At 57.8% G+C, this 13,813-nt stretch carries 13 protein-coding genes; 4 read left to right on the forward strand and 9 right to left on the reverse strand.

The annotated features are described in order from the left end of the window. The gene (locus tag DHN55_RS03895) at positions 1–567 is read right to left on the reverse strand and encodes a hypothetical protein (protein ID WP_108880061.1); all 567 of its coding nucleotides are present in this window, start codon (positions 565–567) and stop codon (positions 1–3) included. Between the two features lie 234 nt (positions 568–801). Further along, entirely contained in the window at positions 802–1,986 is a 1,185-nt protein-coding gene (locus DHN55_RS03900; protein WP_108880062.1) for an enolase C-terminal domain-like protein, read from the reverse strand. 119 nt (positions 1,987–2,105) lie between these two features. Here DHN55_RS03900 and DHN55_RS03905 point away from each other — a divergent pair, with 119 nt between their 5' ends. From DHN55_RS03905 to DHN55_RS03920, 4 genes are all read left to right on the forward strand, one after another. Continuing rightward, entirely contained in the window at positions 2,106–3,101 is a 996-nt protein-coding gene (locus DHN55_RS03905) for a TRAP transporter substrate-binding protein DctP (RefSeq protein WP_108880063.1), read from the forward strand. 112 nt (positions 3,102–3,213) lie between these two features. Further along, positions 3,214–3,717: a TRAP transporter small permease subunit gene (locus tag DHN55_RS03910; RefSeq protein WP_108880064.1), complete on the forward strand. Its 504-nt coding sequence runs from the start codon at positions 3,214–3,216 to the stop codon at positions 3,715–3,717. Next, positions 3,718–4,992: a TRAP transporter large permease subunit gene (locus DHN55_RS03915; protein ID WP_108880065.1), complete on the forward strand. Its 1,275-nt coding sequence runs from the start codon at positions 3,718–3,720 to the stop codon at positions 4,990–4,992. Between the two features lie 16 nt (positions 4,993–5,008). Next, positions 5,009–5,884, forward strand: coding sequence for an isocitrate lyase/phosphoenolpyruvate mutase family protein (locus tag DHN55_RS03920; RefSeq protein WP_108880066.1), 876 nt, complete (start codon positions 5,009–5,011; stop codon positions 5,882–5,884). Positions 5,885–5,915: 31 nt separating this feature from the next. Here the strand turns inward: DHN55_RS03920 and DHN55_RS03925 are convergent, their stop codons facing one another. The 7 genes from DHN55_RS03925 to DHN55_RS03955 all read right to left on the reverse strand — a co-directional run bounded on the left by DHN55_RS03925 (position 5,916) and on the right by DHN55_RS03955 (position 13,720). Next, on the reverse strand, positions 5,916–6,434 hold the full coding sequence (locus tag DHN55_RS03925) for a hypothetical protein (RefSeq protein ID WP_108880067.1): 519 nt from the start codon (positions 6,432–6,434) through the stop codon (positions 5,916–5,918). Then, positions 6,424–7,266: a hypothetical protein gene (locus DHN55_RS03930; RefSeq protein ID WP_108880068.1), complete on the reverse strand. Its 843-nt coding sequence runs from the start codon at positions 7,264–7,266 to the stop codon at positions 6,424–6,426. The genes DHN55_RS03925 and DHN55_RS03930 overlap by 11 nt, the downstream gene beginning before the upstream one ends. Before the next feature lie 143 nt (positions 7,267–7,409). Further along, positions 7,410–8,540, reverse strand: a complete 1,131-nt coding sequence (locus DHN55_RS03935) for a cyclic nucleotide-binding domain-containing protein (RefSeq protein WP_108880069.1) — start codon at positions 8,538–8,540, stop codon at positions 7,410–7,412. A gap of 141 nt (positions 8,541–8,681) precedes the next feature. After that, positions 8,682–10,310, reverse strand: coding sequence for a dipeptide ABC transporter ATP-binding protein (locus DHN55_RS03940; RefSeq protein WP_108880070.1), 1,629 nt, complete (start codon positions 10,308–10,310; stop codon positions 8,682–8,684). Beyond that, positions 10,310–11,119, reverse strand: coding sequence for an ABC transporter permease (locus DHN55_RS03945; protein ID WP_337660236.1), 810 nt, complete (start codon positions 11,117–11,119; stop codon positions 10,310–10,312). The genes DHN55_RS03940 and DHN55_RS03945 overlap by 1 nt, the downstream gene beginning before the upstream one ends. Positions 11,120–11,205: 86 nt before the next feature. Then, positions 11,206–12,150: an ABC transporter permease subunit gene (locus tag DHN55_RS03950; protein WP_108880072.1), complete on the reverse strand. Its 945-nt coding sequence runs from the start codon at positions 12,148–12,150 to the stop codon at positions 11,206–11,208. 88 nt (positions 12,151–12,238) lie between these two features. Continuing rightward, positions 12,239–13,720: an ABC transporter substrate-binding protein gene (locus DHN55_RS03955; RefSeq protein ID WP_337659900.1), complete on the reverse strand. Its 1,482-nt coding sequence runs from the start codon at positions 13,718–13,720 to the stop codon at positions 12,239–12,241. Positions 13,721–13,813 lie beyond the last annotated feature (93 nt).

A 13,813-nucleotide genomic window follows, 5' to 3' on the forward strand; every position in this document is an offset into this window, starting at 1 on the left:
TCAGTTTAACTTGGGAAATTGAAGCATTTCCGCCGACGGGCATGCCGGGCAGATGGCATTTGACTTGCCGGTCAGCGCGTCGAGCACGTCCTGACCGAGCGGTATGAAGAACAGGGCATGGGCGGTAAACGCATCGGCTACCGCCTGACCGGCAGACAGCAGATGTCTGAGGTTTTCCGGATGGCATTGCACGGCATTTCCCAACACCAGCCTGACCGCGACGTCTGCTGCCGCGGCATCGTTTTTCTGCATGCAAACGATGAAGTTCAGTATCTGGCTTTCGTCATGACTGAGCCTGCGGCAGCCATAGGGGAACAACGAGTAATTGCGCGGTTCGTACTTGCGCAACACCCTGACGAAGTACTGGACTTCGCCCAACAGGCGGCGGGCACACACGGCGTCAACTTCCCGGCAGTAGGTCTGCCAGGCGGTTTCCCAGCACTCTATGTCGCTGTAATCGAAGCCCTCGATGGTGCAGCGCAGGCCGACGGTGAACAGCCGTTCCGGCTTGTTGTCCAGGACACGCTGTGCCCCGGCCTTCACCAAATTAGCCTGATCGATACCCATGAATGCACCAGTGAATTTATTTCTGACTGTTTTAGTCGGGTATCATTGATGCAGATGCAGGGTCAATAAAAAAGAGTCGATTTATGTAATTAAAACAATATATTAGAGTTATTCTAATTCCAATCGCATGTATAATCCGCAGTCAGAACAATGAGCTAGAGGTCGTAAATGACGGCTTCCTGACATGTTTGGATGAAATGCCGCACCGGGCTGGAACGCAGCCATCTGACGTGCCTAAGCCAGCGGCAATCTGACATACCGGCCGGGATCGGCAGGGTTGTGATATTTGTTCATGGCACCGTTATCGAGGAAGTGCTGATGCAGGAACTTTAGCTTCTCCTGTGACAGGGTCACGCCCAGTCCCGGCCCCTCCGGCACCCTTACGACATTGTTCTTCGGTCGGAACGGGCCTTCCTCGATCACATCATGGGGCTGCATCCTGAGCAGCGACTGGTTCGGTTTGGTGATCCAGCTCTGCGACGCGCACAGGTGCATGTAGGCCGCTGTCGCCACGCCGCTGTCGCCGGAATAACACCAGAACCCGATACCCATTTTTTCGCATGCGCCGATGAATTTCAACGTGGCAGTGAAGCCGCCATGACCGGCAATATTGGTGACGATATTGTCCGGCACGCCTAGCGACACCGCCTTGGGAAAGTCGGTGTTGTGAGACGAGAGCGCCAGCCGCGTGTGCGGCCGCAGACGGGCCATGTCCTCATAGGTGCCGACCGGGTCCTCCCAGCAGTCGATACCGAGTTCCTCAAATGCCGGGGCCAGCGTGCGCGCCGTGGCAACGGAATAGGCGTGGTTGGAATCAGCCCGCATCAGCGCATCATCGCCGATTGCCTTTCTGACAGCGGTGGCAAGCCTGATGGCAGCGGCAGGCTCGGCATCAGATACCTTGCCCTCGAACAGTGTGGAGCCGTGCTCCTGCTTCATGCGCGCGCAGTAGTCCGCCACGGCTTCAGCACTGGCCTCTCCGCCCTTGCCATTCCCGGCAAGGCGATAGGCAAAGTACTCGGTGAATGCGATGTCCTTGCGCACCGCACCGCCCAGCAACTGATATACCGGCTGGTTCCAAGCCTTGCCGCGCAGGTCCCACAGCGCCATCTCGACGCCGCCCCAAATCGCCGTCATGGCGAGCTCGGACACTGACTGTACGCCACGCGTGGACGGCAGGCAGCGCAGTTCACAACCAGTGATGTCAATCGGATCGCACCCGGCCAGCGCCTCGGCAAAGCTCGCGTTGATTACCTGCGCTGCAGCGGCGGAAGGCGCTTCGCCGATACCGGTCAGACCGGCATCGGTTTCCACCTCGATGATGGTCTGGGTAAAGCCCGGCAACGCACCATATGACCAGACATAGGCTGCCTCCAGCGGCACATTAACGGGCGTGGCGCGGACACGGGTGATTTTCATCAGGTGGTTTCCTTCAAGCTTGCCCGGTCCGGCGGACTGGGCAATAGTGCGAGTTCGCTGCCTCAGCCGCAATCGAGGCCGACAACAAGATCAATGACAATTCACAGGGAAAATACATCATGAAACGCCTATTTGCATCCGTGATGGCAGCTTTGGTGATTGCCGTCTCCTCGGTGGCCGCAATGGCTGCCGACACAACACTTCGTATCTCGCTACAGCTGCCGCTGAAGAGCCATCTCGGCCAGAACCTGGTGCTGTTCAAGGAAGAGGTGGAGAAGAACTCCGGCGGCAAGGTCGAGGTCCAGATTTACGATTCAGCCCAGCTCTACAAGGACAAGGAAGTGCCGCAGGCAGTTGGGTCTGGCTCCATTGAAATGGGTGTCGCCTCACTGACCCGGTTTGTCGGCGACGTACCGGCGGTTGATATTTTCTACGTGCCGTTCATGTTCAATTCCGAGGAGCTGGTACGCAAGGCAATCGCGCCCGACAGCCCGGTCAGGATGATGCTTGATGAAGCCATAATGGGCACTGGGTCGCGGGTATTGTGGTGGCAGGCTTATGGCGGAGCAATCCTGTTGTCCAAGGGTGCACCGGTAAAGACACCGGATGACATGAAGAACAAGAAAGTGCGGGTTTTTGGCAAAACTCTTGGTGCATTTACCGAAGCCGCCGGCGGGTCCCCGACACTGATTTCAGGTTCCGAACAATATCTTGCCTACCAGCGCGGCACCGTCGACATCGGCATGACGGGCGTGTCCGGAGTCAAGTCGCGCAAACTGTGGGAAGTCATGGACCATATCACCGTGACCAACCATGCCGACATCGAGTTCATCGTGCTGGTCAACGAGAAATTCTGGCAGGGCCTGCCGGAAGATACCCGCAAGGTGATTTCGGCCGCCGCCCGCAAAGCCGAACTGGCCGTGCGTGACAATGTGAGCGAAATCGAACAGAACGCCTATGTCGAAGCCAAGAAGAACGGCATGACCGTTTACACACCGACTGCCGAAGAGGTGGCAGCCTGGAGAAAAACGGCCCAACCGGTCATTGATGGTTACAAGGCCGCCTCCGGCGAGCTTGGTGCCAAGGTGTTGCAGGCAGCACAGTCGCTGAAGTAACCCGGCTGCGGTAGTGATACATGGTACCGGGTCGGGATCCGACAACCGCTTTCGGTTGGGACCCCGGCCCGAAATGACACTCATCTGACATTTGTCTTTGCAGGGACATGGCGTGAATTTCTCGGACAAAACAATAGACTGGCTGGGTGCTGCTGCAGCCTGGCTGTTCTTTGCAACCGGCATGTTGCTGACCTGGGAAGTCGTGGCGCGCTATGTGTTTTCCGCTCCCACCATCTGGGCTGCTGAAATATCCCAGATGTTCCTGATCTGGGGCATGTACATCGCCCTGCCGCATACCATCGCCCGGCGCAAGAACATCAATATCGAGTTGTTGTATGAACGGTTGCCGGGCTGGGCGCAGCGGTTTTGCGACCTGGTGAGCGTCGTGTTTACGGGGTTTTTCTGTATCGTCGTGTTCTGGTTCGGTTGGGAAATCGCCTGGGACAGTTTCGTTCGCGGCCGGTCCACCGGCACCATGCTGAACATTCCCAACTGGTGGACCGAAATGGTCATTCCGCTGGGTTTCGGCCTGTCGGTCCTGGTGTGTGCGGCTGACCTGTTCAAGCTGGCACGCGGCAAGCCAGTTGCCAAACCAGCCGGCACGGGCGAGCACTAGATGACCACCATCTTGATCCTGCTGGCCCTGTTTACCCTGCTGCTGATGCGGGTACCGGTGGCATTTGCGCTTGGCGGCCTCGGCCTGGTGCTGTTGCTGATGGGCGGGTTCTCGCCCCTGATGGCGCCGCAGAGTATGCTCGGCACAATCGACAACTTCGTGCTGCTGGCCGTGCCGCTGTTCCTTTTGATGTCCAATGTGCTTTTGAAAGGCGGTGTCGGACGCGACCTGTTTGCCGCGGTGCAGGCCTGGGTCGGACACCTGCCCGGCGGGCTGGCCATAGCCACGGTGATATCCTGCGGCATCTTTGCCGCCATCTCCGGCTCATCCGTGGCGACCGCGGCCACCATCGGCACCGTCGCCATTCCGGAAATGAGCCAGCGAGGCTATCCGCGGCCGTTTGTACTGGGCCTGCTGGCGGCCGGCGGGACGCTGGGCATCCTGATCCCGCCGTCAATTCCGATGATCGTCTACGGCTTCATCACCGAGGAATCGGTCATCAAGCTGTTCCTGGCGGGTATCGGGCCGGGCCTGATACTGATGGCGCTGTTTATTGGGTTTTCGATGATTTATGCATGGTTGTCGCCACAGTGCCAGTCCTCCCCCAAGGCAAGCTGGACAGAACGGCGCGATACGGGCCTGCGCGCCTTGCCTGCATTGGGACTGGCCGGCCTTATCATCTGGGGCATCTACTGGGGTGTTTTCACACCTACTGAAGCTGCGGCAATAGGCTTCGCGGCATCATTGATCATTACCGGCTTCATCCTGCGCACCCTGACCTGGGAAACCCTGAAAGAAGCGGTCACGCAGTCCATGGTGACAACCGTCACCATCCTGCTGATCGTTGCCGGCGCCAAAGTGTTCGGCAAAGCCATTTCGCTGTACCGCATCCCGCAGGACGTGTCGTTTTTCATCTCGCAGAATTTTTCCGAAGCCTGGCTGTTCATTCTTGTCGTGGGCGCGGTGCTGGTATTGATGGGTCTGTTCCTGGAAGCGCTGTCGATGATGCTGATCATGGTGCCGGTGCTCGCACCTTCGCTGCTCGGCCTCGGCATAGACCCGATCTGGTTTGGCGTGTTCTTTGTCATCATGATCGAATGCGCCCTGATCACGCCGCCGGTGGGGCTGAACCTTTATGTGATACAAGCGGTCGGCAAGGCCTCCATGCAGGAAGTGGCAAAAGGCGTTTGGCCGTTTCTGGCCCTGATGCTGTTCACCGTGTTCCTGATCTACGAGTTCCCGGACCTTGCCATGTACATTCCGTTCAAACTTTAGACCCGAAGAGTTGCCCATGACCAACCTGTCTCCCGCCGCCCGACTGAAACAACTGCTGGCTGAAGATACCTGCCACGTGATGCCGTGCTGCTGGGATGCGCTGAGTGCGAAGATGATCGGCGACGCGGGCTTTGGCTTCACCTTCATGTCGGGCTTTGCCGTGTCTGCATCGCGCATCGGCGCGCCTGATACGGGATTGATCTCATTCGGCGAAATGCTGGACCAGGGCCGCAACATCTGTGCCGCGACCGACATCCCGGTGATCGGTGACGGCGACACCGGTTACGGAAATGCGCTCAATGTGCGACGCACGGTCGAGCAATATGCCCGTGCCGGATTTGGCGCCGTCATGATCGAGGATCAGGTGTCACCCAAAAGATGCGGCCACACCAAGGGGAAGCTGGTTGTCGCGCGCGAAGAGGCATTCAACCGGATCAGGGCCGCGGTTGATGCGCGCGAGGCCGGTGCCGACATCATGATACTGGCGCGCACAGACGCCCGTCACGGGCACGGTCTGGATGAAGCCATCGACCGGGCCAAGGGGTTTTCGGACCTGGGCGCGGATATATTGTTTGTCGAAGCACCTCAGTCTGAAACCGAAATGGCGCGACTGACAAGCGAAGCAGCGGGCATTCACATGGCCAACCTGGTCGAGGGCGGCGCAACACCGATACTACATCCTGACCGCCTGCACGAACTGGGCTATAATTTTGCCGCCTACCCGCTGACGCTGATGTCGGCTGCCATGAAAGCCATCCAGGCATCGCTTGCCGAGATGGCGCGCCGCGAACACCCCGCCGACCGCCTGCTGGACTTTGCCGACCTGCGCAAGGCGGTTGGATTTGATGCCTATTATGAAGCCGAAGCGGCGTATTCTGACACCCGGGACTGACAACGACTACCGGGCGCGGTCGGCAGCAATCTCACTGTTTGAGTTTAATCTTCCCACCGTACTTCTGACCGCACACCTGTCCGGCATACTGAAATTCATCGGAGCCCATCCATCTGATTGCCAGCAAGGCATGCGCGGCACCCTCGATCCGGACCGGTCCGCGAAGTAACCGTTTCTCCCAGACGACGAACTGTATGGGAACACCGATCAAAAGGCTGTTGTCTGCGAAGAACCTGCGCATCGACTTTTCGGAAAACTGCGCACAGCGGAAGGCGTATCTATAGTTTTCTTCAAAGAACCCTTTGTCATTGTAGGAGGCCCAATCCATGGGAGTCGGTCCAAATCGCATGTCGAAAATCTGCAGCTTGGGCCGCGGATTCGCAGTGGTGTACATTGCGTAACCGCCAAGTTTCCACGGGTTGACCAGTTCCCGTGAAACCAGATTCATGTGAACCACAATCCATATCGAGTGCAGCAGAAGCAGCAGGGCAAATCCGATTTTATGGACCGGCCAACCATCGGACTGTGAAAAGGGAAGTTTAAAAGGCATGCACCAGCAACCTCCCGATTCCAAAGACATCGACAACCAGCAGGACTGCACAGATTGCAAACAACCAGTATGACATGCCCACGCGGAATGCGACGCAGAGCAGCGCAATGTTCAGAACCTGGAAGTTCATTTCATCGGCATAGACGCCGGCACCGAGCAAAAATCCGACCTCGATGAACAAGAACCACAGGGACCGCAAGCCAGCCAGCAGCAACAGGCCGACCACCACCTGCCAGGCGACTATGAACGTTCCGAGAAATTTGTGCCAACCGCACGGGTTCTGCAACGTTTGCTCAGAACAGAAGAACTGGAACATCTGCTCGGTCGTGCTTCCGGAATAGCTCAAATAGGCAATAAAGCTGCCATCAAGATAAGTACCGGCCAGGAGTTTCTGACCTGCGGCGGCGAGCATGACTATGCCCAGAGTTATGCGCAGATAATCCGCATAAGTTTCCCGTTCCCACCATTTTGAAACAAAAGCCGCCGCCGGTATTGTCCAGGCCGCCAGCCAGGTATGATTTGCCAGCGTGTCCCAGTCATTGAGAACATGCAGAGTAAGAAACACGGTAAATGCGGCGATGGCCAGCCGGCTGATCTGGATAAAGAAAACCGCTGGCACGGTTACCAGCAGGCCCACAGACGCTACCAATTCCGACGTGTTTATCGAATTCCAGTCGCCCGGCAAGCTTATAACACTCTCGAGACAGACAGAAAGCATGGCTGTCGCAAGCGCCAGACGAACAAACCGGCCGGATCCCGAGGCCGTTGTTTCCTCTTCGGGGGGTATCAGCACCCTGGAAAACACTGCCGCAGCAGTTGATTGTTGCGTCATGAACTAGTTACTGCCCTTCCCCCCCGTTCATGAAGATTAGTAGCAAATGGAACCTTGACGCACAATGTATGGCTTGGTCGCCCCTGAATGACGGGCATGCCTCAGTCGACTCGCGTCACTCCGGTACGGCTTGCAACAGTTCCTCACCCCACGCGCTGCAGCTTGTAACACAGCAGCTTTGACAGGTTGAGAAGCAGTTTTGCCGCCAGTTGCGGTTCATTTACGGCCAGCTTTTTCAGGTTGCTCTCGCTCAGCGACAGGACCCGAGTGCCGTCGGTCGCAACATAGACATCCGCTGCCCGCGGGCTTTCCAGCAGAAATGCCATTTCACCGACAATGTCACCGCTGCAGCACACGTCCACGACCCGGTCGCGGTTGCGAACTTCCAGTGTACCGGACAATACCGCAAACATGTTCTGGGCCACGTTGCCACTCTTGATGAGATGATCACCGGCCATGCATTCGATCGCATTGCTCTTGGACAGGCAGCGCTGGCATTCTTCTTCGCTCAGGCCGTCAAACAGGTGGGTCGGGTTTTCAGCCAGCCGGATGGCATGGTCGATTTCCGACTGATACTCTTTTTGCGGCGTCAGCGCCTGGCTCATGACCAACCGGCCGGAAGACAATAACTCCGGCAGGCAGCCGGGCACTTTCGCGGCATCACCATAGTCCTGCAATAGGCTCACGAACGGCGACTTCACCTGCTTCATGTAAGTGATGTCTTCCGGCACCATGACCAGCGGGACGAGGTATCCGGTTTCGGTACTGTTGACGTTCCTCTCGGCATAGGTGCGAAAACCCATGCCCAGATAGAGATTGAGCAAATGAGGTTCGCAGTCGCCGAATATCAACTGGATGCGATGTTCATTGACGAAATTCAGGTAGGTCTGAAACAGCCGGAAAATCAGGTCGGTGCCGCGCTGGCTCGGGGCAACCATGAAGCGCTCGCCAACAATCATCTGGTCGCACGGGATTTCCTCAAGAAACCGGGCAAGGTCGTATTGCTCGATCTGCCGGGCGCACAAGGGTGCATCGCCGCCCCAGTTATGGCGCATGGTGGCAACGATCTGCTCGCCGTCCGTGGCATAGTACAGCCGGGCGGTCTCGTCCTCAGGTTCTGCGAAAATGCGCTGGTCATGGTCGGCGACCGAGCGGTACCTGCCCATCTCCTCGACATAGATGTCATAGCGGAAGCGATACACATCGCGGCGTTGTTGCGGGGTGACTGCTTCATGGATGCTCGGTTTCATGTCGCGGTTGTCTTTCTCAGGCATTCAACTTCAAGGATCAAACTGAACTTTACCCGCAACCGGCTAACAGTCCTATGCCATCCAGTATGTGATGAGATGCACAGGCCGCAAGGTACCATCAGGCCGCCGCGCGGCCTGCCCCATTGTTGAATCAACCAGTCCAGGTCAACCTGCCGCGAACGAGTCGCGTCCCGGTGCGGCATCAAGCAGCAGCTTTGTGTAAGGGTGGGATGGCTTGGCATAAACACTGGCCGTCAGTCCCTGCTCGACAACTTCGCCCTGCTGCATGACCATGATCCGGTCGCAGATCTGTGCCGCCACCCTGAGGTCATGGGTAATGAACAGCATGGCCAGGTCAAAGCGCTTGCGCACATCATCGAGCAGTTTCAGCACCTGGGCCTGAACCGACACGTCAAGCGCGGATACCGCCTCGTCGGCAATCAGCACTTTCGGCTCCATGGCCAGTGCCCTGGCAATACAGATACGCTGGCGCTGGCCACCGGAAAACTGGTGCGGGAACCGGTCAAGCGCATGCGGTGACAAACCGACGATCTCCATCAGGTCACGGGCCCGCTCCAGGGCCTCTTCCTGCGAGGTGCCGAAATTCATCGGGCCCTCGACGATCGACTGACCAACGGTGCGGCGCGGGTTCAGCGAGCGATACGGGTCCTGAAATACCACCTGAACATTGCGGCGATAGGAACGCAGTTCCGACTGGGACATTTCCGCAATGTTCTGGCCATCGATCAGCACCTCGCCGCTGGTCGGATCGATCAGGCGCACGATACAGCGGGCCACGGTCGACTTGCCGGAGCCGGATTCACCAACCACGCCAAGGGTCTCGCCGCGCCGGACTTCCAGTTCCACCTGCTTGGCGGCGTGAACAACGCGGCCGCCGCCAAACCACCCGAGCGCGCCATAAATCTTTTCAAGACCCTTGGTTGCCAGTATCGGCTCGCCGGCGGTGATGGCCTTTCGCTTGGGCGGCGTCAGGCTGGGGACTGAGCCAATCAGCATCTTGGTATATGGCTCGCGGGGCTTCGTCAGCACCTGCTTTGCGGTCCCCTGTTCAACCACATTACCGTTCTGCATGACCACGACCCGGTCGGCAATTTCGGCTACCACGCCAAAGTCATGGGTAATGAACATCACCCCGGTGCCGTGGCGTTTCTGGATATCCTTGATCAGGTCGAGGATCTGCGCCTGCGTCGTCACATCAAGTGCTGTGGTCGGCTCATCGGCAATCAGCAATGCCGGTTCCAGTGCAAGCGCCATGGCGATCATGATGCGCTGGCGCTGGCCGCCGGACAATTGATGCGGATAGCTGTCTACCATCTGGTTTACATCGGGCAGGCCGACATCGTTCATCACCTCGATGATGCGCTCGTGGCGTTCGGACGCCGACATGGATGTATGGATTTCCAGCATTTCACCGATCTGGTCGCCAACCTGCATGACCGGGTTGAGCGCCGTCATCGGTTCCTGGAAGATCATCGCCATTTTCACGCCGCGCAACTCGCGCAGTTCGATTTCCGACTTCTTGAGCAGGTCCTCTCCCTGCAGCATGACTTCACCGGCAACCGGGTTCAGTTCCTTGCGCGGTATCAGGCCCATGACGGTTTGCGCACTCACCGACTTGCCCGACCCGGACTCGCCCACCACGCAGACGATTTCACCACGGCCGACGGTGAGCGAAATGTCCTCGATGGCAAACTCCCGGTCCGCGCCTTCCGGCAGGGTTACCGACAGGCCGCGAATATCCAGCACCGGTTGTGAGGAGTTCTCTTTTGCCATCACATCTTCCTCGCAATGCGTGGATCAAGCGTGTCTCGCAAACCATCGCCCACGGTATTTACCGCCAGCACGGTCAGCGCCAGGGCGATGCCGGGGAAGAAGATGATCCACGGCGACAGCTGGAAATAGGTCCGGCCTTCCGACATGATGTTTCCCCAGCTCGGAATTTCCGGCGGAATGCCTGCTCCCAGGAAACCCAGTATGGATTCCGTCAGCATGGCGGAACCGCAGATATAGGTCGCCTGCACGATCAGCGGGGCGATGGTGTTGGGCAGGATATGGCGCACCAGTATCAAGTGGGTGCGGGTGCCGGCGGCAATGGCGGCTTCAACATAAGGTTCTTCACGCACGGTCAGCACGACGGAACGCACCAGCCGCACCACCCTGGGAATTTCCGGGATGACAATGGCGATGATGACGGTGAACAAGGTGGCGCCGGACAGGGAAATCAGGGCGATCGCCAGCAGAATACCGGGGATCGCCATCAGCCCGTCCATCACCCGCATGATGATGGCATCGAGCCAGCGCATGTAACCGGATATCAGGCCCGTGACCAGGCCGAGTACAACCGCAACTATCGCCACGGCGAGGCCGACCACCAGCGAGACACGTGCTCCGTAGATGACACGGGAATACACATTGCGGCCAAGATAATCGGTACCGAACCAGAATTCCGCAGACGGCACTTTCAGCCGCTTGATTGGATTGATGGCCACCGGATCAGCCGTCAGCAGCGGCCCGAACACGGCGACAAGCACCATGATCGCCAACAGCAGCCCGCCCCAGAAAACCGACGGATGCTTCCACATAAGGGACGCCAGGGAGGCATCCTTGCGCGACGTGAGCGTGGCCTCGGCGGAGGTGGTGAAGTCAACCTTGTCTGTTTGCGTGCTCATCAGTATTTGATCCTCGGGTCAAACAAGGTGTAGCTCAGGTCAATCAGCAGGTTGATCACGATGTAGACAAAGCTGAACAGCAGAATGAGCCCCTGGATAATCGGATAATCGCGCTTCAGGACCGCATCAAGCACCAGCCTGCCAAGGCCGGGAATGTTGTAAACGCTTTCGGTAACCACCACGCCGCCGATCAGTAACGCGATACCCAGGCCGATGACGGTAACGATGGGCACGGCCGCATTGCGCACCGCATGCTTCATCAGCACCTTGAATTCGCTCTGGCCCTTGGCGCGCGCGGTGCGCACATAATCTTCCTGCAGCACCTCCATGACCGAGGCCCGTGTCATGCGGGCAATGAGCGCGATAAAGATCACCGACAAGGTGATGGTGGGCAGGATTATGTGCCGGAAGAACGGTATGACACCGTCGGTGAACATCGACTTGTAACCCTGCACCGGCAGCCATCTGAGCTGGATCGACACGATGTAGATCAGGATGTAACCGAGCACGAACACCGGCACCGAAAAGCCGGCCACTGAAAACAGCATGACGGCCCGGTCAATCAGGCTGCCCTGCTTCCAGGCCGCCAGCGTACCGAGCGGCACTGCAACAACAATGGTGAAAATGATGGTGGTCAGCGTGAGCATGATGGTCGGCTCGAGCCGCTGCGCAATCAGCGTGGTCACCGGCAGGTTGGTGAAAATGGAAATCCCCAGATCGCCCTGGACAAGCTGGCCGATCCACTTGGTAAACTGCACTACAATGGGATCGTTGAGGCCGAGATTTTCCCGGATCCGGAGAATATCCTCGGTGGTGGCATAGTCACCGGCGATCACGGCAGCCGGGTCACCGGGCGACAGGCGCAGCATCAGGAACACAAACAGCGCGACCACACCCATGACAGGTATTGTCGCCAGAATTCGCTTGAGAATATAGAAGACCACAAGCCGCTCCGTTCCCGATTAAAGAATATAAGAGTGAAGCACGGCAGGGAGCGTACACCCTGCCGTGCTTGAAGTCATGTGATCAGGCTTACTCGAGCGACATGTTCCAGAAGAACTGAACCGGTGACTTGATCAGGCCCTTGACGTTGTTCCTGTAGGCAACGGGAACAAAGAACTGCCCAAGATGACCGGAGGCGCCGATCGCCCAGAGACGCTCCTGCACCTTTTCGGCAGATGCCTTCTTTTCCTCAGCCGTGGTTGCCTTTGCATAGGCAGACCGGGCCGCTTCGAGATCAGCGTCCTTAGGCCAGCCGAACCAGCCCTTTTCAGGATCGCCGGAGAAGGCAATCGCCATCGGGTCGATCACATCGGCACCGATCCACCAGGTGTGGAAAATGTTCCAGCCACCGTCTGCAACCGGGTCACGCTTGGCGCGCCTGGAAGTCAGGGTCGACCAGTCCATGGCCTGCACGTCAACCTTCATGCCGATATTACGCAGTTTTTCAGCCGTGATCAGCGAGAACGCCGACAACAGCGGAATGTCCGTCGGCTGCATGATGACAACCGGTGTGCCGTCATAGTTGGCGGCAGTCAGGGCAGCCTTGGCCTTTTCAAGATCGCCGGTCTTCATGACGTCGGACCCATTGTCGTTCTGCAGTGGCGTGCCGCACGGGAACACCGAATAGCAGGTCTTCCAGAACTTCTGGTCGCCTACGGCTCCCTGCATGTAGTCGTCCTGTTTCATGGCCATGATGGCGGCACGACGAACGTCTGCATTGTCGAACGGCGGCAACAGGTGGTTGAAGCGGGAAAAGCCGATATTGCCGAGCGGATCGTTGATCTCCACCGTAATGCCGTCATTTGCTTCGAGCAGCGGCATCAGGTCATTGGCAGGCGATTCAAAATAATCCACTTCACCATTGATCAGCGCATTCATGGCCGTGGTCTGGTCGGGGAAATAGGTCCACTCGACGCGATCCACTTTGGCAATCTTGCCGCCGGATGCTGCATCAGGCGCTTCGGAGCGCGGTTTGTAGTCGGCAAATTTCTTGTAGACCACTTTTGAACCGGGCACCCATTCTTCCTTGACGAAGACAAACGGGCCGGAGCCGGTATAGTCATCGATCTGCTTGAACGGATCGGTTTCCGCCACGCGCTTTGGCATGATGAACGGCACGTTGGATGAAATCTTGCCGATGGATTCCAGCACCAGGCCATATGGGTCCTTGAGCTTGAACTGGAACGTGGAGGCATCAACCGCCACCATTTCGCCCATGGCACCCATGAGCTGCTGGCCCATGCCGTCGCGCGCTCCCCAGCGCTTCAGCGAGGCAATAACATCGTCGGATGTCACGTCCGCACCGTCATGGAACTTCAGGCCATCACGCAATTTGAACGTCCAGGTCAGCTTGTCATCAGACACTTCATAGGTATCGACCATCTGCGGCTGCGGCACGAACTGCTCGTTCATCGCAAACAGGGTGTCATAGATGAGGTAACCGTGATTTCGCGAAATGTAGGCCGTGGTCCAGATCGGATCCAGGTTTTTCAGATCCGCGTGCGGGATCACCCTTAGTACACTTTCCGCCTGCGCAGGCAGTGCAGGTCCGGCTACCACAGTTGCAAATACAGCTGCAGCTGCCAAAACATGTCGTCTTGTCCA

It is taken from the genome of Anderseniella sp. Alg231-50 (assembly GCF_900149695.1).
Taxonomy (GTDB): Bacteria; Pseudomonadota; Alphaproteobacteria; order Rhizobiales; family Aestuariivirgaceae; genus Anderseniella.

Coding starts and splice junctions, on each gene's coding strand:
- DHN55_RS03895 (WP_108880061.1), bottom strand. CDS start 567: ATGGGTATCGATCAGGCTAATTTGGTGAAGGCCGGGGCACAGCGTGTC.
- DHN55_RS03900 (WP_108880062.1), bottom strand. CDS start 1,986: ATGAAAATCACCCGTGTCCGCGCCACGCCCGTTAATGTGCCGCTGGAG.
- DHN55_RS03905 (WP_108880063.1), top strand. CDS start 2,106: ATGAAACGCCTATTTGCATCCGTGATGGCAGCTTTGGTGATTGCCGTC.
- DHN55_RS03915 (WP_108880065.1), top strand. CDS start 3,718: ATGACCACCATCTTGATCCTGCTGGCCCTGTTTACCCTGCTGCTGATG.
- DHN55_RS03920 (WP_108880066.1), top strand. CDS start 5,009: ATGACCAACCTGTCTCCCGCCGCCCGACTGAAACAACTGCTGGCTGAA.
- DHN55_RS03925 (WP_108880067.1), bottom strand. CDS start 6,434: ATGCCTTTTAAACTTCCCTTTTCACAGTCCGATGGTTGGCCGGTCCAT.
- DHN55_RS03930 (WP_108880068.1), bottom strand. CDS start 7,266: ATGACGCAACAATCAACTGCTGCGGCAGTGTTTTCCAGGGTGCTGATA.
- DHN55_RS03935 (WP_108880069.1), bottom strand. CDS start 8,540: ATGCCTGAGAAAGACAACCGCGACATGAAACCGAGCATCCATGAAGCA.
- DHN55_RS03940 (WP_108880070.1), bottom strand. CDS start 10,310: ATGGCAAAAGAGAACTCCTCACAACCGGTGCTGGATATTCGCGGCCTG.
- DHN55_RS03945 (WP_337660236.1), bottom strand. CDS start 11,119: ATGTGGAAGCATCCGTCGGTTTTCTGGGGCGGGCTGCTGTTGGCGATC.